This window comes from Pseudomonas marginalis, assembly GCF_001645105.1.
Lineage (GTDB): Bacteria > Pseudomonadota > Gammaproteobacteria > Pseudomonadales > Pseudomonadaceae > Aquipseudomonas > Aquipseudomonas petroselini.
The window spans coordinates 28,987-53,253 of the sequence record NZ_LKEG01000032.1 but is presented as its reverse complement, the minus strand read 5'-3'; the positions used below and the strand labels follow the sequence as shown (position 1 = coordinate 53,253).

General features: G+C 53.3%; 23 protein-coding genes and 2 pseudogenes. 10 read left to right on the top strand and 15 right to left on the bottom strand.

The genetic code is table 11. From position 1 onward, the window contains the following. Positions 1-101: 101 nt before the first annotated feature. From AO064_RS08555 to AO064_RS08545, 3 genes are read left to right on the top strand one after another with little or no spacing between them, the layout of a single operon-like run. Positions 102-503: a hypothetical protein gene (locus AO064_RS08555; RefSeq protein ID WP_244159503.1), complete on the top strand. Its 402-nt coding sequence runs from the start codon at positions 102-104 to the stop codon at positions 501-503. 14 nt (positions 504-517) lie between these two features. Continuing rightward, positions 518-1,477 (top strand): MvdC/MvdD family ATP grasp protein, encoded by a 960-nt coding sequence (locus tag AO064_RS08550; protein ID WP_064053014.1) that lies wholly within the window; start codon positions 518-520, stop codon positions 1,475-1,477. Beyond that, positions 1,464-2,144 (top strand): hypothetical protein, encoded by a 681-nt coding sequence (locus AO064_RS08545; RefSeq protein ID WP_244159502.1) that lies wholly within the window; start codon positions 1,464-1,466, stop codon positions 2,142-2,144. Before AO064_RS08550 ends, AO064_RS08545 begins: the two co-directional genes overlap by 14 nt. Before the next feature lie 235 nt (positions 2,145-2,379). Here the strand turns inward: AO064_RS08545 and AO064_RS08540 are convergent, their stop codons facing one another. The 11 genes and pseudogenes from AO064_RS08540 to AO064_RS08490 all read right to left on the bottom strand — a co-directional run bounded on the left by AO064_RS08540 (position 2,380) and on the right by AO064_RS08490 (position 14,954). After that, the gene (locus tag AO064_RS08540; RefSeq protein ID WP_167355316.1) at positions 2,380-3,294 is read right to left on the bottom strand and encodes a putative phage abortive infection protein; all 915 of its coding nucleotides are present in this window, start codon (positions 3,292-3,294) and stop codon (positions 2,380-2,382) included. Positions 3,295-3,913: 619 nt separating this feature from the next. After that, positions 3,914-4,909 carry a hypothetical protein gene (locus tag AO064_RS08535; RefSeq protein ID WP_064053011.1) on the bottom strand — a complete coding sequence of 332 codons (996 nt, stop codon included), beginning with the start codon at positions 4,907-4,909 and terminating at the stop codon, positions 3,914-3,916. Positions 4,910-6,595: 1,686 nt separating this feature from the next. Next, positions 6,596-7,198 carry a hypothetical protein gene (locus tag AO064_RS08525; RefSeq protein WP_064053009.1) on the bottom strand — a complete coding sequence of 201 codons (603 nt, stop codon included), beginning with the start codon at positions 7,196-7,198 and terminating at the stop codon, positions 6,596-6,598. Further along, a complete protein-coding gene (locus AO064_RS30115) occupies positions 7,195-7,494 on the bottom strand; it encodes a hypothetical protein (protein WP_082893898.1) in 300 nt (99 codons plus the stop codon). The genes AO064_RS08525 and AO064_RS30115 overlap by 4 nt, the downstream gene beginning before the upstream one ends. A gap of 236 nt (positions 7,495-7,730) precedes the next feature. Then, positions 7,731-8,171 (bottom strand): annotated as a pseudogene (locus AO064_RS08520) (thiol-disulfide oxidoreductase DCC family protein); the annotation flags it as partial. Positions 8,172-8,184: 13 nt separating this feature from the next. Beyond that, positions 8,185-8,660 (bottom strand): annotated as a pseudogene (locus AO064_RS30110) (endonuclease); the annotation flags it as partial. An 892-nt stretch (positions 8,661-9,552) separates the two neighbouring features. Then, positions 9,553-10,023, bottom strand: coding sequence for a hypothetical protein (locus AO064_RS08510; protein WP_064053008.1), 471 nt, complete (start codon positions 10,021-10,023; stop codon positions 9,553-9,555). A 189-nt stretch (positions 10,024-10,212) separates the two neighbouring features. Continuing rightward, positions 10,213-10,758, bottom strand: coding sequence for a tyrosine-type recombinase/integrase (locus tag AO064_RS08505; RefSeq protein WP_064053007.1), 546 nt, complete (start codon positions 10,756-10,758; stop codon positions 10,213-10,215). A 1,289-nt stretch (positions 10,759-12,047) separates the two neighbouring features. Further along, on the bottom strand, positions 12,048-12,863 hold the full coding sequence (locus AO064_RS08500; protein WP_064053006.1) for a hypothetical protein: 816 nt from the start codon (positions 12,861-12,863) through the stop codon (positions 12,048-12,050). 69 nt (positions 12,864-12,932) lie between these two features. Further along, entirely contained in the window at positions 12,933-13,382 is a 450-nt protein-coding gene (locus tag AO064_RS30105; RefSeq protein ID WP_080943311.1) for a hypothetical protein, read from the bottom strand. Positions 13,383-14,084: 702 nt separating this feature from the next. After that, positions 14,085-14,954, bottom strand: a complete 870-nt coding sequence (locus AO064_RS08490; RefSeq protein WP_064053004.1) for an AraC family transcriptional regulator — start codon at positions 14,952-14,954, stop codon at positions 14,085-14,087. Between the two features lie 522 nt (positions 14,955-15,476). Here AO064_RS08490 and AO064_RS31175 point away from each other — a divergent pair. Next, on the top strand, positions 15,477-15,974 hold the full coding sequence (locus AO064_RS31175) for a hypothetical protein (RefSeq protein WP_224795926.1): 498 nt from the start codon (positions 15,477-15,479) through the stop codon (positions 15,972-15,974). 313 nt (positions 15,975-16,287) lie between these two features. Here the strand turns inward: AO064_RS31175 and AO064_RS08480 are convergent, their stop codons facing one another. After that, a complete protein-coding gene (locus tag AO064_RS08480) occupies positions 16,288-17,160 on the bottom strand; it encodes a diguanylate cyclase (RefSeq protein WP_064053003.1) in 873 nt (290 codons plus the stop codon). Between the two features lie 111 nt (positions 17,161-17,271). Beyond that, positions 17,272-17,667, bottom strand: a complete 396-nt coding sequence (locus tag AO064_RS08475) for a glycine zipper domain-containing protein (protein WP_375232546.1) — start codon at positions 17,665-17,667, stop codon at positions 17,272-17,274. 346 nt (positions 17,668-18,013) lie between these two features. On the opposite strand from AO064_RS08475, the gene AO064_RS30910 reads away from it, so the two are divergent. The 5 genes from AO064_RS30910 to AO064_RS31170 all read left to right on the top strand — a co-directional run bounded on the left by AO064_RS30910 (position 18,014) and on the right by AO064_RS31170 (position 20,945). Beyond that, a complete protein-coding gene (locus AO064_RS30910) occupies positions 18,014-18,175 on the top strand; it encodes a hypothetical protein (RefSeq protein WP_167355315.1) in 162 nt (53 codons plus the stop codon). Between the two features lie 5 nt (positions 18,176-18,180). Beyond that, positions 18,181-18,498 (top strand): hypothetical protein, encoded by a 318-nt coding sequence (locus AO064_RS08470; RefSeq protein WP_046035494.1) that lies wholly within the window; start codon positions 18,181-18,183, stop codon positions 18,496-18,498. 480 nt (positions 18,499-18,978) lie between these two features. Continuing rightward, positions 18,979-19,728, top strand: coding sequence for a hypothetical protein (locus AO064_RS08465; protein ID WP_046035493.1), 750 nt, complete (start codon positions 18,979-18,981; stop codon positions 19,726-19,728). Positions 19,729-19,907: 179 nt separating this feature from the next. Then, positions 19,908-20,177, top strand: coding sequence for a hypothetical protein (locus AO064_RS08460; RefSeq protein WP_012724893.1), 270 nt, complete (start codon positions 19,908-19,910; stop codon positions 20,175-20,177). 270 nt (positions 20,178-20,447) lie between these two features. Next, positions 20,448-20,945: a hypothetical protein gene (locus tag AO064_RS31170; protein ID WP_082893897.1), complete on the top strand. Its 498-nt coding sequence runs from the start codon at positions 20,448-20,450 to the stop codon at positions 20,943-20,945. 49 nt (positions 20,946-20,994) lie between these two features. Here the strand turns inward: AO064_RS31170 and AO064_RS08450 are convergent, their stop codons facing one another. Together AO064_RS08450 and AO064_RS30905 are read right to left on the bottom strand one after the other, a co-directional pair. Then, positions 20,995-21,621, bottom strand: coding sequence for a helix-turn-helix domain-containing protein (locus tag AO064_RS08450; RefSeq protein ID WP_012724892.1), 627 nt, complete (start codon positions 21,619-21,621; stop codon positions 20,995-20,997). 5 nt (positions 21,622-21,626) lie between these two features. After that, positions 21,627-21,785, bottom strand: a complete 159-nt coding sequence (locus AO064_RS30905; RefSeq protein WP_167355314.1) for a hypothetical protein — start codon at positions 21,783-21,785, stop codon at positions 21,627-21,629. Positions 21,786-22,008: 223 nt separating this feature from the next. Here AO064_RS30905 and AO064_RS08445 point away from each other — a divergent pair, with 223 nt between their 5' ends. Continuing rightward, positions 22,009-24,126, top strand: a complete 2,118-nt coding sequence (locus AO064_RS08445) for a TonB-dependent receptor family protein (RefSeq protein WP_064053001.1) — start codon at positions 22,009-22,011, stop codon at positions 24,124-24,126. The last annotated feature ends 141 nt before the right edge of the window (positions 24,127-24,267 follow it).

Genomic DNA, 24,267 nt, shown 5'->3' with positions numbered 1-24,267 from the left:
CTTTAGCAAATTCATCTGGAACCTCGCCGTATCTTTCGGGATTCGCCACTCCAAGAACTGGGGAGGACATTATCCCTGGCTACTACTCTTCTGAGCTCAACATGTGGGCGATTGACTCGCCAGCTGGTGTAGTCCCCATCATTGCGGATGGAGCTTTGAATGAGCTTATGACCAAGACCAAGGTCAATGCTGAGCAAGACGATGAAGCATGTTGGCAGGTCGAGTTGTTGACCAAGACCTATCAAAAAGTTGAGAGCGACGATGAGGACTTCAGTCCCTATCGGCGGCAATTTCTTGCTGGCAGCTCCAGTCGACCACTTAGTTTTGAATCCAGCAACAACCTGCTGCAGCTTGTGACTAAAACTGATGCGAACACCGAGCGCGACGACCGGTGTGAGGTCAATCATATTCTCGAGTTGATCACTAAGACGAATGTCGAGCTGGAGCGTGACGACAACGGCGATCCTACCTTTGGGCTCGACACTCGTTATTACACTGACTGACCTGGAAGCGCTTCATGCTGCTACTTGTTACCAACCGTCGTGACATCACTATGGATTATGTTGTGGCTGAGCTCCGTCGACGTGGTCAGCCTTTCATGCGCTTGAATACAGAGGTGCTCCCGCAGGCACTATGCTCGATGGCAGGATATCCTCGCGATGAATGGTCTATCTCATTGGATGGTGAAACTGTCCAGGGCGCAGAGGTTTCAGGGGCGTACTTTCGCAGACCCGGTGCGCCTGCTGTATCTGACCAAGTAGTGGATGCAGGAGAGCGGGCCTACATCGAGGCGGAGTGGAGCAGCTTTCTCAAAAGCTTGTATTCACGCTTGGAGGGTCGCTGGCTTAATTCACCTACCAAGATCTTCATGGCTGAAGACAAGCCAATGCAGCTTCTCCTGGCTCAAGAAATTGGCTTCGATGTCCCCCAGGCATCTATAACGAACGACATCTCCTCGGCACGAGCCATTGCGGCAATCAGTCAGGCCATTGGTAAGCCGCTTCGCCAGGCTGTACTAACGGGTGAGACAGAGCGGGTTATCTTCACTTCTCGACTGGGTACGCTTGAGGATGATCAAGCCGAAGCTATCGCAATGACTCCCTTCATAGTCCAGGCTGAGGTGCTCAAGCAATACGATGTGCGGGTCACGGTAGTCGGTGAGCGTGTCTTCGCTACCGCAATCTGGTCTCAAGAGAATCCTGAAACCGAGATCGATTGGCGGCAGGGAAGTCGTCCTGACCTTCGTCACGAGAAAATCAGTCTTCCGGAGTTGGTACAGGAACAGTGCGTAGAACTGGTACGTCGTCTTGGCCTGCGCTATGGGGCTATTGATTTGATAAGTGATCGGACAGGAAAGCTGTGGTTTCTGGAGATTAACCCTAATGGTCAGTGGGCGTGGATAGAAAACCTAACCGGGTATCCAATCGCCTCGGCAATCGTGGATGAGTTGACGGTGAATACGATTGCCAAAATTTAAGGAGCGCCTTCAATGGTTGTGGCCGAGTCTCATCCCCCTGACATCAGAGGAACAGGTTGAGGATGATGAGTGGGCGCGTCAATTAGCTTCATCTGTCCAGGCGAGCAATTGGTCTAAGGACAGCGAGGTAGTTCTGGAGGAATCGCGTCGTCTGTTCGATGCAGAGGTTGACCGTCGTAAGGGAGCTGATGCCAAGGCGGGTATCTATCTGGCTGCGATCACTGCGCTGATTCCTGTTCTCGTCTCTCTACTACCTACATTGTGGAGTGATAAGTCCAGTAAATGGCTGGGCTGTCTAGGATTGTTCATTTTCGTTTGGGCTGTCGCTTATTTGCTGAGAGCCGGAGCGTGGGCCTTCCGTACGCTACAGGTCGCGGGGTTTGCTCAGCTGGGCCCTGGAGAGTTAGTAAAGAGTTGGAACAAAAAGACACCGAAGGCCGCACTGGCCAAGCAGCTATCTAGCGCTGTGCTCTATAACTACCCTCTGGTGAACAGGAAGGTGTCTGGTATCAAAATGACTCATGAATACCTGCTTCGGGCATTCTTGAGCTTCACCATTATGTTAGTGCTTCAAGTAATGTGGCCGGTAGGGGCATGGGTTGTTGACGAGGGGCTGAAGCTGATGAACCCGAACCCGTTTTCTCCATTGATCATGTGTTTTTCCTAATCGGCAGGTGCACATTCAGCGGATTGTTGGCGCGGCGCAGTTCCTAGTTGACGTGTAGTGTCGTACCCAGCCGCTGGCGCAGAATGAATAGTATGTCTTTAGAGAAAATTAGTTTATCGCGACCTGAGTTTGATATGCCGTACCGCAGTAGGCACATCATTCTCGCTTTCCAAACTTAGCTTATTACTTTTGGCTTGCTAGTGTCGGATGTTGGGATAATTGCAGGTTATGTCATTCAGTTTGCTCTTTTCAACTTTATATAAGCTGCAATTCCACGAAGCTCAAAGTTAATTAGGGTGATTGTTTGTTTTTGTCGCTGCTCGAATTCAAAGTTTATTTCTGGGAATAGCTCTTCGATTGTGACACCCTTTGGAAGGGTCAAGAAAGCTTTGGGGATATTTTTTATAGGTTCATATTTACTCAAAAGTTTTTCGCGCTCCCATTTTGTTCCTAAGTGTGAACAAATATTAAGCGCTAATAGAACCTGTTCGTGGTTGTTCATTTTCGTGCGCATAGTTTTGAGTATGCTGCGCTTCTCTTGTGCGGGAAGATCGCTTTCATCAATGAACGTATAGGTTCCATATAGGTTCCGGTAATAACTGGAAAGACGAGATTGGTTGCCGCTCAGTCTGTGTCCTTTAGCTCCTGGGTAGCGCCGTGACAAGCGGTTTCTTGTAACGCTTATATCATCCAGTATGGAGTCGATTTTCGCGGAATCGTAGTCATCTTTAAGGGACTCCCGACCTGTAATGGTCGATCCGTAGAAAAACAATGAATATGCCACATCGACAGTTTTGCGTGTATTTAGCTTGGGATAATGCTTTGTAGTCGCTTTTAGACAAACATTAAAGTCACTCAGCAAAATCCTGAAGACATCCGTGCCGTTTGAATTATTAATTTGAAATGATCTTGTGAGGTCGTCATGAGTTTTTGACATGGTTGCAAAAACTGCATATATACCCTGTCGAGTCATGGCTGCTCTGCTGATTCTTAGTGTGCGGACAAGTGCGATGAGGGACGCAAAAGTTATCAGGGTGCCTCCTATGCCACCAATCCAGTCGCCAAGTTGCCCCCACGCTGATGCATTATCAGGAGTGAAGGGAACAACTGCATTTACAATCCATTGCCATACGCTAGTGATCAGTTCCACGATGTCCTCTCGCTTCAAGTCTTTATCCATAAAGCCCCGGCTAAATCAGCACCTCGTCTGGGATGCTCCCTAGAGAAAGGCCGAATACGGAGCAGGTAGCTGACAGGTGGGCTTGCCATTTCGGCCCGCCCTGCACAGTGCTGATGGCGATTAGATATTGTTTTTGCGAGATACGCAGCCATCTCTTACTGTCATCTCTCTGTCAGGCATACGAGGAGATGTTGGAGCACGGGAGGTGTGACCTACCCGCGCATACCAAAATGGCTACACGAAGACCAGCAGAATCACATCGTGAACCAAGCGTACGACCTCTATTGCAAGGGTCAGCCACAAGTCCTTTGTATTCATCAACTCTTACTCGTGAGATTTCGCTCAGGCGCTGATTCCGATGACTGCGGGCAGGTCTTCCCTCCTCAAACTGGATCTGTGTTACGGTGCAATTGTCTAGGCTGAACCGTTACCAGTGAGGCATGTGATCGTGCTGAGCTGTGACGATCCGGTAGACCGGCTGAGGGAGGTTGCCGCCTCCATCAGCTCTCTCCCCTTCGTGTTTAGGGCATATGCATTTCCTTTCTCTAGCCTGCAGGGTATTCATCCTTGAGGAGCTGTCCTGATTGAGTTATGCATTCCAATAAGGTGAGATGATCACATTCTGCTCAGTGATCGCCTTATGGATAGAGCGGACAATCTCTGCTCTTACTGCCTCAATAGATGTTGGGTTGTCATCCTCGGAGATACCATTGGTGTAAATGTGTGCTTCAAGAAGGCCATCCTTGAAATGCATCATGTCCACAGAGAAGCGATAACCTTGATCTGGTAGGAAGTTCCGAGCTTTCTGGTTTGGGATTTTCAGGACAAGCGTCTTGCCCCCCAATGCTTCCCGAGCAAAATCCCCAAGACTTACCCGCAATTTCCAGGCTCCATTGTCGTAGCGGTCGGGCCTATAGAGTTGGCAATTAAAACGAGGCGAGATTGCTGGCAAGATTTTGCGGGCCAGTGCGGCGCAAACAGTACGCTTACAGTTGTCGTCGTCCAGCTGCAGTTTGCGGTCGTAGATATACAGCCCACCAGACCACTTTCCTTCTTTGCCCTCGACAGTGAGGAGGGCGTTGCTGCCTGGGCGGGTAACCGAGAAGACGCTGCTATGCCGGAACGTCGCGGCTGAGTCCACCTGATATGGTGGCTGCGGATCGGTGTTACCAAAGAGCGGCATGATGAAGAAGAAGGGGGACTTCACTACACCACCAGAGACATCCTGTGGGATAACTTTGAGATTGTACGAGGTGTCACTGTAGCGAGGGTTCTGAGGTTGCTTTTTGAGCGTAATGCTCAGGCGGCGCCCGTCGATGATCGAACTTACAGCTTCAGCCGTTTCGCTGGAATTACCCATTGCCTGCAGGCGTTCAATCAGTGCCAAGTGGTTAAAACGATTGACATCCACAAGTTCGCTGGCCTTCAGCGCAGCCACTAGAGCCGCATGGCTTTTGAAGCCAAATCCAGCACAAAGACCTTGCCGCAAATGATCGTATTTGAGAGCGAAGTGGGAGGTGACGACTGAGTGAACTGAGCGAGATAATTGCTCGAACTCAGAAATAGTACGGACAGCAAGATGCATAGAATTCTCCATTGAAAGTTGGCCTAGGTGGAGGTCTTCCTCCGCGATTGCACTCGTCTGTCAATTACACCCGTGCTCGCCCAGGTCTTTCAGGGAGATAGAAGCGGGTAACGCTGCACTTGAGCTGACAGAATCTCGGGTGTGCTTGCCCAGGTCGGAGACCTTTTTCTAGGCTATGCAAAAAAAGCCTGGGACGCAAGATGGGACGGCAGGATTTTTTCTAAGAATGATTAATTCGCGAAATTGGCGTTAATTTCAGAGATTTAGATAGGAAAATGTCGCTAACAGCTGGAGCGGCTTGGCAAAGGATTTGTTTGAGGCCGTCATTAAATGTAGTGAAAATGGGAGTGCTGGACATCGCAAGCGAGACTGTACAATCCTGCCAAGCTAGGTCGTTTCGAGGTCGCTGGCTGCAACTGTTGGACTTCCACATCTCCATGGCATCATCCGCGCGTTACCTCTGCGCTTACCCTTACCGGCTCAGATTGTTAGGTGATGATGGGCCTACTACGGCAAGAAGTATCCTCAGGACGAAAAGACTCTCATGTATTTACGGGCCTTAGATATTCACGGTTTCAAATGCTTAGGCGAGCCTTACACGATTGAACTCCACGATGGTCTCAATGTTTTAGTAGGCGTGAACGGAGCCGGTAAGCCAGGTGTCGTCGCAGCCGTCCGATAAACGAGTGAGAGTTTCATCGTGGATTTCCCGAGGAAGCAGTAGCGACGGAAAGGATTGATATTCAAACCATTTTTTCTGACCTGGACGAGAATGATGCAATTGCTTTCAGGGATGGGTGCGGCTACGAGGATGAGGCAGAACTCACATTTATTACGCTCAATGAATCGCCCCGGATCCCCAAACGATTTCCACTGGTCATTGTCGATGAGTGCCAAGACCTGTCAGCAGAGCAACTGGCGACGGCATGATAGCTACATAGACTTGGCGCTAAATTCCATTTCATAGGCGATTTTAACCAATCGATATCTGGTTTCAGAAAATCGAATCCAGATAAAGTTAAGGCGCTCCTTGCCGAGCTCTGTTTCGCAGAGCTGCCGCTCACAGCGAATTGGAGAGGCAGGCAATCCATCCTCGATCTCTCTAGTGATTTGCTGCGAATCAAGCGACTTCTGGCAATCCCGAGATTGCTTCCGTTTACACTCACTGTCGAATAGCTCTGATCTCGATTACTGCCGAATTCATCCACTCAGGCAGCGCATGGATCGTGGAGCGACACAAGTTAAGCAGAAAATCGGAAGGTCAATCTGGCATTATTTCTCAACTAGGTCTTTGTACAGTTCTCGCGCCGCTAGGATCTGCTCTCGGATTTCTTCAGGATCAATCCTCATACCGCCACGAGGAGTCACCTGTAGGGTTTGTAGGGCGTTAGCTGCCTTTATGAACGCTCGCTCTTCCGCCTGAATCCATTGCGGACGCTTGTCTTTCCAAAATAGCCAACCCATTTGCCCGGCCTCATCTTTGATCGGATGCTCAGCAGTATGTGGGAGCGGTAGCCAATGTCCAAGCAAGAAGGTGAGTCGGATCGCTCTGCAAGCGGAGCGCGCAGACCATGATGGTCGAAGAGCGTAAGGATGGAAGCCCGAAGGGCCGAGACTCAGCGTAGCGGGCCTCGGTTTACGACAGCCGCTCCCGAAGGGATACGCCCGACCGCCTTGATTAAAAGGTTACCGAGCAGCTCTTTGATCAAATGACCGAGGCACTACGCCCTGCGCGCAAAGATCGTATGTCCTGCGCAATGCCACCTCGTCACCAGACGACACCCTGACATGGGTAAAGATCGTCGACAGAAAGCGTTTCCTTTCGCCGTTGCCGAGCTCAGACCAAATCCTTGGCTGTCCTTGTGCATCTGGGACTGCAAGGCGGTCGAGGAGATACTCTTCCAGGCTGTGCAGACGTTGTTGGCCATCAATCAAAATTTCACTGTTTTCGGCCAATGCCCTGCCACCGCTCTCTGATTCGTACCAGTCATTCGTGAGGTAGCTCCCCAGATCCCCGCCCGACCATACTGCAGAGATGAAGCGAGCCTTCTGACCGAGGTTCCACTCCTGGCCGCGCGCCCACAATGGAACGGGCATGCCCATAACGAATCGCGCTGCCCAGGGACAATGCTCATGAGCGGAGGAGGGGTCTACGAGATACTTTTCCCAGTTGCCCACTACGACCTCGAGGGGGCAATGACTGACGGTCGTGGGCAGAAGACGCTGAGGCATATTGATGTGCAGGTCTGATTTTCCGCCGTCGGCGTAGCGTTTAAAAATGGAAGTCATGGTTTTCCTGGGGCGTTCAGATAAGGCGAAGTGTTCGATTCAATACGGGTGCATCGCCAGGCGTCGACCGTTTCGATGATCAACAGATCTCGTTCGATAGAAACGTGGATCTGGTCGCTATCGACAAGCGCGTGCACATAGCCTTCGACGTGGGATGCTGCCTTATCGAATGCGGAAGGTGAGTCGGATGACTCAATATAACTAATCAGCCGTTCCCAGGCTCTCCGCTGACGGTTGCCCAGGATCGTCTCGGGAAACGATATCGCTCCCCGCAGAATCTGAATGGATGAAGACATTGATTGGGTCAAGGCTGATTTCTCACCGTGTATATAGAATTGAAAACGGTGTGTTTTGGTGAAACTTGAGCTGGAGCGAGGATTTTTTGTTCAGATGCTGCAGAGACGCGAACCCCCCTTCAGCAATAGAAGGCATCCGCGATATCTGTAAAGTGGAAAACGAAAAGACCATGCGTTCGATCATATATCACCGACCCTGACGTNCTGAATCTGAGGTCTAGTGAACCACTNGCGACGTTTGCTTTCAAAAAGCGCTTATCGTGATCTGCCGCTGGAAGGTGGGTGGAGTCGTACTGACCAAACAACCGATAGCGGTTTACCGCGATTTTGTCGTACATCCAATCGCGCATGGCTGCTGGTACAACACGTGCAGCCGTGAGCCAGCGCCACGGGGCATTAAGGCGACCTAAAATCTCGAACATCGCCTCAGAACGTATGGACACTCTGTTGTTTGAGATGAGAACAATGGTGTTGAATTTGTCCTGCGGCAGTCCGGCCCACCTCAAAAGCTCTTGGCCCTCAGGCGACTGAACCGCAGCGAGCTGAATTCGGTGAGCCTTGTCATAGCGGATGATGAACCTAGCCCACCCGTTGCAGAGCTTGCATGTGCCATCGAAGAGAACTGCCGTGTCGCCCGATTGTAGGAACGGGGCAGGGGATTCGGTTTTCGTGGTCATTCAGCCTGCTGTTTCATTTACAGTTCCCTGCCTTTCGGTAGCCCGCAGATTTAGCAGCGGATTCTGATTCGGAGGTTACCTGGGTCTTCGAGGACACCTTGTCGTAGCTTGGGCAACCTTCAGGTGGATTGTAAACATGGCTTTTACCATTCCCGATGATGCTTCCAACTGATGTGGAGGGGGATACCGATGTCGGTTTTTGTGATTGCGCCGATTTTGCCGTAAGGCCGATGGCTACTTCGTCGCCCACCGTCTTATAGCCTTGATTCCAAATGCTTTCTTGAGTTACGAAAGGGTTGGGATGCCCCATGATCGCGGTGATACGTTTATTTCGCTCCTGTTCCCAGGGCGTAACTGGAAACTGCTTGCCCCATGCCATTAGTAGCTGTTGCTGCTGGCGAGACATCTTAAGGTTGTACCGGTCGAACATGTAGAACGTCGTCCTTGCTACCGATCCTTCACCTTGTCTCGCGGTTCAGTCGCACGCTTTCGCCTACTGGAGCCACGAATCCAAGTCATCGTCGAACAGGGCTGGCTCATCTCTGCTGCTCTGAGGCGGCGTCCGCTTCCTCGGCAGGAGGCGGCCCGAAGATATTTTCAGGCGACCAGTCATCTTTGAAAAGGAACATATCACGCGTAAATCCAGCGATTCCGAATTGGCTGTCATCCAGGATGTCACGAGCAAAATGTCTGAAAATTCTGCCTCCATCAACGCCACGTCCGACATCCGTATCTTTGATTAGAAGGACAGCCTAATTCTCATACAACGCGCCGGCAGCAATTTTCGCCCAGGCGAGGTGAAACAACTTATAAGTCTCACCGACGAACATGGAGTCATACACCACGACAAGCATCCCTTTGGACGCATGCAAAATCTTCACGGGGGAGAGAACTGCCAAGGTAATAGACTGCTCGATCACCCGAGTGTCAGGTTATCCTTCCCAGAGCACTACGAATCTCTGAATGCACACAACCTCGAGTGGCATGCAGTCAACGCCGAATAACTGCTGTGTAGAAAAAATCGTGTACGCGCCCTCACCATCATCGTTGTGAGGTTGCTCATGTTCGGTATAAAGCCAGCGGGAATAAATCATGTCGGATGCCGTTTTGGCGAAGGATTTTCAATTTATATGTGGGGTGTCACTGTGGCGCGTCGAGACATCGATTGGGTAATGGCTGGAAGTCAGGGGCAGAATTTGCAGTGGCATTTTTATGCTTTGTCATTGGTATCGCGCCTAAAGAAACGAGGGAATGGTTTTCCCAGAAGCTACGGATAGGTCGAGGTGCTTGAGTCAAGAAGAGTGCGGCTAGGGACGTCTGCCGTTTCGACGATCCGAAAGATTTCGTTTTATGAAAATATCGACCTAGTCTCCTACAACTCTCAATCCAAAGCTTTTTCAAATTTCAGGCTTTGAAGTCTCATTGGTAGAACTTCAGTAGGGCACCAATCAAGCGCAGCAGAGATGCACAAATGCCAGATCACCATTTGGATGCTGAGAACATCTTCCGTGGGGTGCCGCCACATCAGCTTGCGTGGTTTCAGAATTGATTGGAGAGTATTGACAACCCCCCTGGGGTAGCGCCCACGACCGTCTCCGTCTGCAACTACGGCGAATGCGAAACAACCACAATCTTGGTAGCTGTCCGCAATCTTTGTTAAACGATTTCTAAGCTCTTTCTTGCTAATTCTAGAGGCAACAATCCACCAGATTAACTCAACGTCTTCAAGATCGATCCATTCGGGCGGTATATCACCGTTGTTTTCATATTGCTCAAATGGAAGCAGGTTGGTTGGATTCAGTCTCCCTCGTGACGGCTGTCCGAAAGTTAAGTCAACTTGTTGGTTGTTCATTCATTTCTTCTTAGTTAAGGTGTAGGCGTAACAGGGCTATGAGGTGCGAAAGACGCCATTTTTTGGGGTGTGGGCAATTGACTAGCTTGTCAGCTGTCTTTCGGCAAGAATTTCGGGTAGGTAAGCCCCACTAAAGACTATTCCTTAAGCTTAAAAGCTTGACCCGGTCTCGCCCTTTCACTGTTCGTATTAGTTTTGCGGCGGGCGCTTGTTGATAGCGTAGTGATGGGTCATGTTCCGGCTGATTGTGCCCATGGCAGGATTGAAACGCTTGGATACCTGCATCGCCGCTTCTGCCTTAGCTATAATTACCGAACGACGTACGACGTGTGGCGAGCGTCCACCATGGCTTACGTTCGCAGCCTTCAGCCAGCTCACAAGCTTCTTACGAAGTTCTTCAGGCTTCATCGGAGAGTTTGAAGCTGAGCCGCTGGGGAAAATGTAGTCGCTCTTTGAGCTGTTCCTCAGGTTCAGTATCTCTACTGCAAGATCTATGTCTTGCTTTGGCAGTGAAACTGCTCTGAAGTTTACTGTTTTCTCGACTCCAAGCACTAAGTCTCGCGATTTGATCGGCAAATATTCGCTGGGCCTCATGCCTGTGAGCATTAGGGAGAAAAGTAACCGGTCTGTAAGTGAGCCTTTCTGTTCGAGAGTTTCTTTTATTTGCATCAGCTCACCTCGACTAAAAGGCTTGGTCGCTTTGCTTTGCATATCTTCTTTTGTTTGACTCATCATCAATAACCGTCATGAGAGGGCTGCCATTTAAGAGGAGTGGCTGCGCTGATGTCAAGGTATTTTTGCACTTTTCTCGGCGTGTGGTAATCTTTTAACAGTATATTAAAAGTAGACTCTTAATTTGATTTTGTAGTTTTTAGAAAGTTTCTGGCGCAGCTTTTTTTATTGGCTTTTCGGTATAGTTCTAGTGGTGGGGACTTTATTTTTTTGCTTAAGTTGTAAGTGCTCTTGCTGCTCAGCGATTACCTCGAATGCAACTGATTAAAAGTCTGTTGATGGCTTTTGCTTTTGAATTGAGTGGCGCTCAACAATGTATATTTATAGCGGAGGCCGCTTATCCATTGTGCGAGTTTCCGTAAAAGACCGACGCCGAAATTACAAAATGTGCAATTAGCGATTGCAGAGCGTGAGTGGTGACTTGAGTAGTGTTTCGGTAGATCGAGTCCTTGGTGAGGTTACGATGCGGTGGGCAGCCGGTGAGCATAGAGTTTCACAATGCTGATCCTCCAACTCTGGGAGCCGCCTCCTCATGCGAGCACGCTCTGAGACTGCAAAGTACCGCAAGTGATCGTCAGACCGAACCGGGTGGCGGGCTTGGCTCAGGTATTTTGTCCTGAGTTTCTCCCCTCGTTAAGGTGCAACGCCTAACATGCAACGAGTTGCACCTTTGCAAGCTTTGGGGTGACGACGGGCTACGGTAATATTTCATTGGCAGAGAGCCCGGATTCATTGATGTTGACTAAGGTGCAGCTTAAAGCTATCGTAATGGCTCTTGAGGAGGCATTGGGTTGAACCTTATATAAGAGTTCGAATCCCTGGTTTCCCGCCAAACACATAAAGAAATCCCGCGAGCCAAAGGCTTTGCGGGATTTTTTTTGCCTGCAGTTTGCTGGGCTACCTACTGATGTGTTGGCATTAAGTGGGATGTGTTGGGCCGACGGGGTAGGGTGGGTTGCTGAAATTGACAGGCGAAGGGGCTTCGCCATGCTGCAAGCGTTTCGCGGGTGTTGAGGCGGGAATACCTGTAATGAGCGGCCTAGCGCGTCGGCTGTGCGGCACCTTTCGGCGTCCTGACTTCTGAGACGGTAGCGCAGCCAGACAGTGACATGCGCTCAGTTGAGGTTGTAGCCAAATGTTCGCGTCATTAGCACGGCTTTCCAGTGGCTTTCACGTGCATCAATCTCTTGCGGCATGGAGTGAAGGTCGGCGATCTCCAGCAGAGTAAACCGGAAATCCTGCTGACGGTCCTAATTAATCCGCGCACTGACACATTGGTTGCTTTGGGCTGGTCAGACCGTCGAAAGAGCAATCGCTTTTTCTAAGACGGCCTGTAACATCTGCTCCGGTGATTGTTCCTTGTTGAACAAGCTCGGTGACAATTTATCAGCGTCGTTTTCAGTCGATTGCCGGAGAAGGGCGAGCGGCCCCGATTGTCCTAACTGCTCTTGGTAAAGACTTTTTATACTGTCCCTAAAACCATCAGGGTATGCCGCTTTCTCGACCCCTGGAAGATCATCGAAATAGTCCATGATGCCTTTGAAGATTTCACTGTTGTCACCGCCGTTCGTTATAGTGGCGTACAACTTGGAAAAATATGTTTCATCCTGCTTACTAAGCTCCCCATAAGCGGCATACCGTTCTGCATCCGTATAGGTTCCTGAATCATCATAAACAATATTGCTTAGCCCGTTTCGGGCCATGCCTTCAAATGGATTTGGAAGTTTTTCGGGGGGGCGTTTAGAAAGCCCAATGGCGTAATCCAGTGACTGCTGACCTAACGCTAAACGGGCAGGGTCGTCTGTTTTGGGGAGTAGATCCTCATTATTAAGATTCCCGCCAGCAATCCGCTGCCCGAAATTGTACATATCGCTCTGACCTTTTGCATATTGTCCTTTTAAATCCCTATCGGACATAGAGGCTTGTTTATCATCAGCCTTACTTAATGCGTACAGTGCCCGTGCAGAATCGGAGATTGTGACGGTCTCCGTCGTCTTGGGGGCGGTATCCCCTGAAGGTAAATTTACAGGGTTGGACGAAGGAAGCTTCTCTTGTGTGGAAACCTTTGCCTGTGTACTTGCTTGATACGATTTGATCGAAATGTCCATGGTGATACTCCATACGCTGAGGATAGCTCGAGAGCTATCTTCAGCTAGGGTTCCTATACAAATGTCGGATTATTTGATTTCAAATTCGACAGTGTAGTTATAGGGAGGCGCCGATTGGATTGCTGTGATATTTGCATTGCAAGTAGCGTTATCGAAACCAGTGCTAGTGCCCATTTTAGTCCAGCTAGGGGCTTTAGTCGTTGGATTGACTTGGTGGCTTGCTGCAAAACGACATTTCTTATTACCTGAGGTATACACGAAGCGCATTCCTGAAACCGTATCCGCGACACTGGTCAGGGCAAATGTTGTCGTTGCAGACGGCAGAATCGTACTTGGAGTGGGGGCTACACTCCCTGAAAAATACTCGAAAGTGTACGCGGCTGGACCGGTCGTAGAGTTCTTCACCTTCACGGTGACGATGGTGCCTGCTTGGGCAGATGCAATCATAGAGGCGAATAGAGTTGCTGCCCCGAACAGTTTAGCGAATCTCATAAATATCCCTTTAATTTTGATAATCACTATAGCTCTTGTCCTTACGCGTTTCGGTAAATACCTTAACTACCAGTGCTTTCTTGATGCAGAAGGATAGTAGCTTTAGGTCATACATCCATGACGCGAAAGCATTTTCCCTCGTCTTGTATAGAAAAGACAGCAAGACTCAACCTCTATAGCGGCAGGTAACCAGAATTCTTTAACCCACCTCCGGTTTGTCGGAGGAAAATTATCGTCTTTGTCATTTATTTGCTGAGCAGATAGTCAGATATTGGGCGCGCGCATTATCAGAATGCTTTCCAGAGAAGGTGTTTCAGTTTGAAGTTGCCGATGATCTTCTCGATGAATATGGAGTTTGCCTGACATTCTGGCAGTCGTAGCAGCAAACTCCGAGCCAAGGTGGGGTAGAAAGGCTTCACAAGACACTCCAAGCATTGAAACTAGACGGATCGACGCATCTACATCTTGAGACTGTAGATGTGCGCTCGCGCAGGGGATCAGACCAAACTTCTGTGACTAGGCGTCTTTTGCTATTTGACGTGGCCGCCGAAATTGTGGGGACGAAATCAAGTGACAGTCCCCATGCCAGTGCCAATCGACGCCGGATTTAGGCTCATCAATGGAATGGCTGACGGTCTACTTTTGGCCAATTACAGCTTTTCACAAAAAGCTGTCCCCCTGAACGGAAACTCGCCAACGTCAGCCACGCTCAACAAGCAGCTCGACCCGTTACTGCAACGGGACATACACATCCGTTTTCCATTGATCCTGCGGTGTTTGTGGATACACGCTCAGGTAATGGAAGAACAGTGGCTGATCACGCAGTTCTTCGCCACTGGCAGGCAGCCAATCGCGGTAGATCGGATAGATCGATTCGCCGATGTGGTCCGGTGATCCCACGTGCCGCACTACGACGCAGCGACCGCCAGCAATAACTAGTTCGCGCACGCCGAACGCATTCGGTTCCACCGCCTCGTGAATCTCGCCGCAAATGGCGAAGCGGAATGCTTCTGCTGGCGTGGTGTCGGGGTTGCCGTAGGGAATGCCAAAGCTGCGACTCGATGCCACCGGCGACTGCCCGCTCTGCATGCGCCACTCGATGAACCTGCTCACGCTCTCATTGACGAGCCCGGGGGGGCCGCAATGTTCAAGCGCTGCGACCCGGACTTCGGGGAACTCCACGATTCGTACTTGCATGATGATAGTCCTGGAAAAATGAGGGATGGTGAACACCGCATGCCAGACCTGCCAGTTCGGCGCCTTCCTGAACGCACTCGGCGTCATACCGACCGCTCGCTTGAACGCCCTGCAAAACGCCTCGGGGCTGTCGAAACCGGCACCGAGTGCCGCCTCCAGTACCGAGTGATCCGCGACGGCGGCCAAGCGATGGGCGGCGCGTCGTAGCCGCATCAGTTGCACATAACGTGAAACCGGCACGCCGACGAACGCGGTGAATTGGCGATGGAAGTGAAACGTCGAAAAATTCGCCACATGGCTCAACGTCTTCACCGACAGATCATCTTCGAGATGCTCATCAATGTAGGCGAGTACGGCGTTGAAGCGCTTTGCGTAAGCGACGTTGATCGGCGTGTCGGACACTGGTACAAGCTCCTGGAAGTACGGTCGGCAATAGCGTCGACTATAGCGAAGGTAGCCTGCCTAGCCGGGTTTGCTCAACGCGGGTTGTGGAGGGAACACCCGTAGATGAGTGACCACCCCTTTTACCCTCGCGACGTCTTCCATTGAGCATGCGTAAGTCCGTGACACGTCGCCAAGGCAGGCGCGGCGGATAGTTTCAGTTCGGCGTCATACAAGTGCACTGCACCCCACTTCATCGTGGCCGTTTGCGAAAGCGATTGTCCGCTTGCGACGCGGCACAATCAGGGTACGTGCGCAACTTGGCTTCCCAGTAATTGCCCCATTAAATTTGTGGCTTTGATGACGAGCTTTTACTCGTCATCTCTTTGTTTTTTTACTATTATCTTTCACCTGCGCACTCAAGGAAGAGAGGCTGAGCGCCTTGAGGCTGGTAGAAAATTCATACTCGATCATTGAACGAGTTATTGCTTTTACCCAGAACCTAACGACTTAGCCAACCATAAATACCTCTTGGTGAAACCGATGGATAAAATGTGTGGCATCGTTGTAGTGGTAGGACTTGCCCTCGCGGGATGCGCTACGAAAACCCCAGAAAAACCTGAAGTGGCTCCTCCACCTGCCGTCGTTCAGCAATCACCCTCTGAAGTCGCACCTTCGACACCAGCACACTCGCCTGCGGGATATGAGGCTGTACCTGCGAGCGCCAGCACTGACGCCCCAATCGCCACCTCTGCGAAGGCCGCTCAGGCAGAATCAGAAACAAACCTTAACCAAAATCGCGCTGAGCAATGCCGTAAAGAAATCGATGTTTTAAAGCTTTATAACAAAGCGTCTTACGCTAAATACGAGGCGGAATACCAAGCCATTGCGGTCAAGACTGCCAAGTACATGGAAGTCAAAGACTCATTAGGTCCTGATTTGAACTACATGGTTATGCCCGCTTATCAATTTCAAATTCGCGAATTCTGCTTCCGGGTTAAAACTCGTCTGTCGGAGCTTGTGCTTCGCCAAGCCAAATAATGATTCCACGTCAGGGTAGGTCTTTTGCCGGTTAAGAAGCGCTGAAAAAGACTTCCCTCTCTGGTGAAATACTTGCCTCACGCGAATCGAACGGTTAAGCGCCGATGAAGCAGGCTGCCTTCGCCGATGTCGGCTAGGCAGGCAAACATCAGCAGGCCCGCCGCGAGCGCTTCTTGGTCTGGAAATTGGTCTAGAAAGGTCAGGTGGTGCCCGGAAGGGTTTTATCACCTTGAGGGTGCTGCAGTATCCGAAAGGTGGAGATGATCTGCGGCGTATCGGTTTATCGATCAGTCGGGAAGGCAGTCGACCTCGATTAACTGCGCCCCTCAGTCGCAAATCGTTGCCGCTTTATCCGGTACATCTCTCCATCTGCATGACTCAGCAATGTATCCGCATCCTCCCCATCCCCCGGATAAAACGCCACGCCAACACTGCAGGACGGCATCTTCACTCCGCCAAACTCAGCCCCCAGCGGCTCAGCCATGACGGCAAGTATCTGCGCCACCTTCCCGGCAACCGCATCCGGTGATTGGATATCCGTGATCATCACCGTGAATTCATCGCCGCCCATCCGGGCCACCAGGTCGGTCTCGCGCACGCAGCGCTCCAGTCGTCGTGCAATCACGCAGAGCACGCGATCACCCATGGCATGGCCATGCACGTCATTGATGCCCTTGAAGTCATTGATGTCCAGGAACAGTAACGCGAGCGTGTGGTTGTGACTGCGTGCGGTTTGCAGGGCGTGGTCCAACCGAGCATTGAACAGTGAGCGGTTGGTGAGGGCGGTCAGCGGATCATGGTGGGCGAGGAAGCGTAGTTCCTCCTCGGCCTGGGTGAGCGCGGTGATGTCTCGCGCGACACCAATTCGCGCACCCACCTCTTGGGACCAGAAGGCCGCCCACAGGATGTGCACGACGCTGCCATCCTTGCGGAGGTAACGGTTGCGGAAGTCGACATGGGGTTGCCCGTTCATGACCCGGACAATGGAGGCGCGGGTGCGCGCCAGGTCTTCAGGGTGCATGTAGTGAGTGATCAGGGTGCCTGTCAGCTCTTGCGCACGGTAGCCGAGCAGTGCCTCGCAGGCATCGCTCACGAAGACAATCTGGTTTTCGCCATCGACGACGAAGACCGTATCCAGCATCAAGTGGATCAGTTTTGGATACAGAGCTTGCAGGTCAACGGGCATGGGGCGTCGGGCGTCCGGTTCAGATGGCCTGATCATAGCCCTATCATGAAGGGGGCGGCGGGCAGTCCGGCAAATTTTTAATGCCGTTCATGCCCGTCGAGCCCCGGTTTATCAGTGGCGCTTGTTCTTATGTTTGTGCTTATTGTTGCCTCTGTGCTTTTTGCCGTCCGATCGATGACCGCTCTCATCATCCGCCAGGTTGTTGCCGAGCGCGCCACCTGCAGCACCGCCGAGACCAGCACCGATAGTTGAGCCGGTTGTGCCGCCGAGGCGATTGCCTATGAGCGATCCACCTGCAGACCCGACCCCACCCCCTATAGCGGCTTCTGCCCTATTGCCTTTCTGAGCACCGACGGCTCCACCGGCGGCACCCCCCAAGCCTGCGCCTAATGCAGCGCCCGTCGAGCCGCCAAGCTGCTGGCCTACGATATTGCCAAGTGCACCACCAACGCCGCCTCCGAGAGCGGCTGTACCGTCTCCGGCAGCCATCGCTCCTTGCGAAATCATCACGCCTAAAACCAGGGCGGGTAGTGTCATTTTCATTTTTGAACCTCTATGGGTTGTCAGCAGGCGCTCATGGGTTAAAGCACGCCTGGCATTAGGATTGAAACAAACGGTCGAAGTTCTTAAGGGGGCAATGTCCAGGCTCAAATGGTTGTAACAAGGTGTGCCGCAATAAATTTAGCCGCTTGGTCGAGAGCTTGAGCCGCGAGCCTATACAAACACGCCAAAACAATCAGGCATCTGTGGTGCTTTTGGGGTGCTGGTTGTTCACCGTGATTGTCGGAACGTATGATCACCACGTGCGCCTTACCTGGGCGCTGAGATTCACCCCCTTTTGAAGGACATGAGCATGCAAAAGCACTTCGGTCATTCAGGCCTGTTCAAGGCTGCTTCGTATCTGTGCAACGAAACCCTCGGCAATGGCATCGCCAGCTGGGAGTTGAACAACAGTGCGTTGAATACGAAGGAGTTTTTGATATGTCCAAAGAATTACTCGGAGTTTCTGCTCTAGGGTTGATGGTTATCGGTGAGTTTTGTGCAATCTACAGTGAGGTGGTAACCGCCAGGCTGGCTCAAGCCGGTGACGGCTCATGGCAGGGGTTCATTATGCCGGTGGCGGTGATGTGCTTCGCCGGGCTTTGCCTGTTGGGTGCTTATTGGCTGGGGTATCTGGCGGTCGGTGACATCTGGGTGGTCACGGTGGTTTCAGTCACCTCGTTATTGTTGCTGGAGCCTGTGGTGATCTGGGCGCTGTTCCATGAAATCCCCGGGCGAGGCGCATTGATCGGCTTTTGCCTGGGCGCCTTGGGCATGCTCGCCACCGTCTTGCTGTAGTTGCACGTTCTGGCCCGACAGAAGGATGTCGGGCCGGTTTACCCGTGTGTCACAGGCAATACCTTCCACCGCCGCGCCGGCGGTTGAGTTTTAAAGCGGTAATACTTAGCTCAGCAAAAAAGCTGTGCCACCGAAAGCAGGCAAATTACCTGAACAACCATTTGTGCTCGAATTGGATGTTTCATTGCCGTCACCCTCAAGTACAGCTGCTGGTGAGTATGCCGTGGGCGATGTAGGCAACCGTGTCAGGCCGTTAAAAGGTTGAAATGCCACCCTGAATCGCCGACAACACACGCAACTGTTACAAGCAGTATAGACCCTGAAAAAAATATTCGTCACGGATACGTCTTTTCGCCGTCCCGGCGGTCTCTGCTTACAACTATCTCCCCACCAGCATTGCACTTTTTTGGATTTCTCGGCTCTATCCTTGTCCCAGCCCCGCCGATCCCCGCGTGGGCAGATGAACCAGATCGGGTGCCGATGGATCGCACGTTTACTTGTTTGCACATTCGACGGATGCGCCGGCCGTTGCTGCTGGCAGCCGCGTTAATGCTCTGTGCCGGCGGTTGCAGCCAGCAGCAGGGCCGGGATATCGCCAAGCAGTTCAGCAATGGCAAACCCGATGAGTTCTTCCAGACCAGTGTCGATCGCATGGCAACGCTGGGCATGCGTGACAATCTGCAAAGCCTGTATTTGCTGATGAATAAGCTCTATCTGCGAAACCCCAGCCAGTGGCGCCAGTCGGGTTACCCGGACGCTGTGAGCGCGGCCCGCGAGATTCGCCAGGCTATCGAGCAACGTCGAACCCTTCCGGCGCTGGGGGAGCGTCGTGACCTGGCGGCACTGAGTTACTCCTTGAGCCCTGAATTCAAAGGTGACCGGGTCGGGGCGTTTATCTATGCCATCGGCAGCATGATCGTGACCGCTCACGGTGGCCGTACCGAGTTCTACATCACTGACGCGATCAATCCTGAATTCGTCAGCAACGCCGCGCGTAACATCGAGAAGGCCACCTGGCTGCTGAGCAAGCGCCAGGATGCGAATGGCGTGCTGTTGTTGTTTTCCAATGAGATCTCGGAGGAGGGCAGCAACCTCAGTTTCGCGGTGGAGTTCGGCAAGATTGTTGCGCGCCTCGATTTGCTGACCCAGATGCTCGATGAGCGCTATCGACGCATAGGCCTCAACTACGCCCAGAGCTTATTGCTGATGAATTTCCTGCCCGTGCAATGACCGTTTGACGGGCACACGACAACGTCAGCACAACACTTGAACCTGTGGCCCTTATTGAGGGATCGGTGCGGTATTTCTCTTTCTTCTGTAGGACGCGGCCTATCTTGCTTCCCTGTGCTTGAAACACCCTGCGGTCATCAATAGCCTCGGATTTTTCCGAAAAATGGAGGCCATGCACCATGGGTAAGCTAAAAACGGTTTGGCCTACGGATCGAGAAATACGTTTGCGCTTTATCCTGTTTGCCGTGATCGATGTAGCGAGTGTCCAGGGTGTTTCCTCCGAGTTATTACTGCCCGCACACAAACTGCTGCGTGAATCGCCGACGCAGATGCAATTGCTCGATGCGTTGAGCGAGATCCTGGCGGCGGATGAGATGTACGGTTTCCGCCTCCCGCCAGGGTCGGAAGCGGAGGAACTGATGCAAACGTTGAAGGAAACTGAACGCTAGCTACGCCCGGTTAGATCGTTTATTTCCATAAGATAGGTCGAGATTACGCAATCGAATATCCATCGCGTCGGTCTGCCTCGTTTGACAGTCATGAAATACGTAATAGCGCCGAAATACTCGTTATCACAACGTTTGCAGCTGTTTTCTTCAACTAAGTTTCCCTGCGAACATCCATTCCTGCTGCTCTGCCGCCGTCTTGCGCCACCGCCTGGCGTCTCTAGAATCGGCCCCAGAACTTACTCATTTCCTGTCGATTACGGAGTTTCGAAGATGATGAACGCCATGCAGATGCCGATGAACACCGCCATGCCAATGATGCCGATGATGGGCATGCCGATGATGATGGCCACCATGAAATGCGAAATGGCTGCGGACGCCATGATGTGCACCATGAAGCCGGCTGCCGGCATGGACATGGCTCAGTTCAAGACCAACGCCGAAATGATGGCGATGATGATGAACTGTGGCATGCCGATGATGATGCAGTGCGCCAACATGTCGATGATGTGCATGTCGGCCGACGCCATGGCCATGATGACCGGCATGAACATGATGCCCATGATGGGCATGCCTATGCCGATGATGAAGTGTGTGATGGAATGCACCCTGATGGGCGACAGCATGATGTGCAAAATGATGCCGATGCCGGGCATGAGCATGGCCATGATGGAAAACTGCTGCATGCTCATGAACAAAATGATGAACGACTGCGCCATGCCGATGATGATGAGCTGCAACGGCATGCCGATGATGTGCTGCACCTGCTGATAGGTCCCGCACAAAAAAAACGCCCCGATTATTCGGGGCGTTTTGCATGTCAATCCAGGCGTTCGGGGTAGGTGATCACCAGAAACGCCACGGCCTCGCTGTCTGCCGGGTTGCGGTAGCGGTGGGGCTGGTCGGCGTAGAACAGGATCGAGTCGCCGGTGGAAAGCAGGTAACGTTCGTCGTTGACGCTGACTTCCAAGACGCCTTGGGCCACTACCAGGTTTTCCTGGATGCCGGGGCCGTGGCCTTCGGAAATCTCCTCGCCCAGCGCTCGCAGGCGGATCTCGTAGAACTCGGATTGACGCGCGGTATCGTAGGGGAACAAGGCACGGCTGATAAACCCGCCATCGGCACTGACCAGGCGCTTACTTTGTCGCGCCGGCAGCACTTCCACCCCCTCAAAGGCACGGTCTTCCAGGAACGCCGCCACTGACACCTTCAAGCCCTTGGCAATCTTGCACAGCACCTTGATCGACGGCACGCTGCGCCCGGATTCGATCTGCGCGAGCATCGCCCGGCTCACGCCGCAGACCCGCGCCAATCCATCCAGGGACAAGTGCCGTTTGCTGCGCAAGCGTTGCAGGTTGTGGGCCACGCACAGGCTGATCACATCATCATCAGGGCTGGGCTTGGGCAGCGGTTCAGGCGGTTCGGGGAGCACGTGCAGGAAATTCATCGGCCTTACGCCCGGCGAGTATCGCTGGACGGAGCGGCTTGAGCGGCAAACACCGCCAGCCCGGCACGCGCGGCGTACATCGCCCACATCAACTCGGCTGCTGCACGCGCCTGGCGGCGTTTACGGTGGAGCGTGAAGTCGATGAGGGTGGCGGATGTCTGCATGGGGGCGGTCTCGTGGTACGTGGGTGACTCAGTGGTTCCACAGTAATGCTTGGCGGTTATTTCGTTAAATACTGAGTTTGCATGTGGTAATTCGATTTCGGACTTAGCAAATAATCCACGTCTGACGCTGTTGTGGGAAAGGTCTGGTCCGTTAATAAGGAGTGACCTGGCGGACGTCCCTGTCTTCCCACCACGTGCCCTCCGAATTCCAAGGACCCGCCCCATGCTGTTGCGCCACCCTCCGTTCCTGTTTGCCGCCCTGACATTAAGCTCAATGGTGCACGCCGAAGGCCTGCAGTTGGCCCCGGTCGAAGTCACCAGCAGCGAAGCCAGCGCCGGCGAAGTGGCCCAGGCGCAGCTCAAGAGCGTGCCCGGTGCGACCAACTACATCGACATGGACAGCGTGCAGCAGGGACGGGTGCGCACCAACGAAGACGTGTTCAAGTACCAGGCCGGGGTTTACGCCAAGGCGGCGAATAACGAAGGGGTGAAACTCTCGATTCGCGGGTCGGGCCTGAACCGCAGCCCGGGTTCCCATGCCTCCGGCTTGTACGAAATGTTCGACGGCCTGCCGCTGACCGGCCCCGGCGGCACGCCCTATGAGCTGAAAGACCCGCTGTGGCAAAGCCGGGTCGAAGTGCTGCGCGGCGCCAACGGTTTCGACCAGGGCGCCCTGGCTCTTGGTGGCGCGGTCAACTATGTGACGCGCACGGGTTACGACGCGCCCAAGCTGCAATTACGCTATGAAGCGGGCAGCAAAGGCTATATGCAGCGCGAGATCAGTTCGGGCCAGGTGCTGGGGGATGCCGATTATTACATCAGCCTCACTGACTCCGAGTCCGACGGCTACCAGCACCAGAGCGCCGGCACCGGCAAAGGTGTAGCGGCCAACTTCGGCTACCGTTTCAACCCGGACCTGGAAACCCGCTTCTATTTCCGCTACCGCGAAACCACCAACGACACCCCCGGCAAACTCACGCGCAACCAGATCAGCCACGACCCGCGCGCGGCCAACAGCCTCAACGCCGCGCGCGATTCCAAACGCCTGCAACCGGGCTCTACCTGGATCGCCAACAAGACCACGTTGCAGCTGGATGACAATGCCCGGGTCGAAGTCGGGCTCGCCTACCACGACTACCCGATGGACCTGCGCGAAGGCACCAACCGCCTGAAAGTCGCCTACACCGATATCAGCAGCACCCTCAACTACATCCGCCAGGACACGCTGTTCGGTCACGACAGCAAAACCACGGTGGGTCTGCGCACCACCCAGGCGATGCCCAACAACGGCGCCTCGGAATATGTGCGTACGCCGGCAGGCAACACGGCAACCTACGCCCCCGGCACCAAGACTCGCGACTACAGCTACCTGGGCTCCGATACCGTGTTGCATGTCGGCAACGACCTGGAGCTGATCCCTGACCTGTGGCTGACCACCGGCCTGGCCGCGATCTACACCCGTCGCGAAACCCAGGTCACCTATCCCGAAGGCCAGGCACCGCTGAGCCAGCATGACTGGGACTACGCGCCGCGTGTCGGCCTGCGTTATGACGTCACCCCGCAACTGCAGGTGTACGGCAACCTGAGCCGTTCGGTCGAACCGCCGCACGCCTGGTCGATGATTTGGGGTTCCAACAAATACTTCCCCGCCGGCAGTGGAGCGGCCACCGGCTTGCAGCGCGAAGGCGTGAGCCTGAAAAACCAGACCGCTACCACCCTGGAAATCGGCGGGCGCGGTGAAGCGTGGCTCGGCCAGTGGGACCTGGCGCTGTACCGTTCGCAAGTGCGCCACGAATTGCTCACCGTGGAAACCCAGGCCCAGACCTCCACCAGCAATGCCATCGTCGCCGAATCCAACGCCAGCCCCACCGTGCACCAGGGCGTGGAACTCAGCCTGCTCAGCCCGTTGTGGGAGGGCGGCCGCAGCGGCCAGCTCGCCCTGCGCCAGGCTTACACCTTCAGCGACTTCCACTACCGTGACGATGACCGCTTTGGCGACAACACCTTGCCGGGCATCCCCAAGCACTACTACCAGGCGCAACTGCGCTACAGCCACCCGACGGGCTTCTACACCAGCCTCAACACCGAGCATTCCTCAAAGGTGGCGGTGGACTACGCCAACTCCTACTACGCCGCGTCCTACACACTCCTCGGCGCCACCTTCGGCTACGACGCGCCCAAGCAGGACTGGCAAGCCTGGGTCGACCTGCGCAACCTGACCAACCGGTGCTACGCCAATACCGTCACACCGGGTTATGACGACAAGGGGCTGGATGTTGCACGCTCCACACCGGCGGATGGCCGTGGCATCTACACCGGGGTGTCCTGGAGCTGGCGCTGACAGCCCCCCGATATCCCCTGTGGGAGATGTCGAGCTTCAGCGAGGCTTCGAAAGCGGCGGCACTGTTGGTNCGCCATCGGGAGCAAGCCCCCTCCCACAGTAGATCTGAGTCAGCAGGCAGAAAGTGTTCGGCTACAGCTC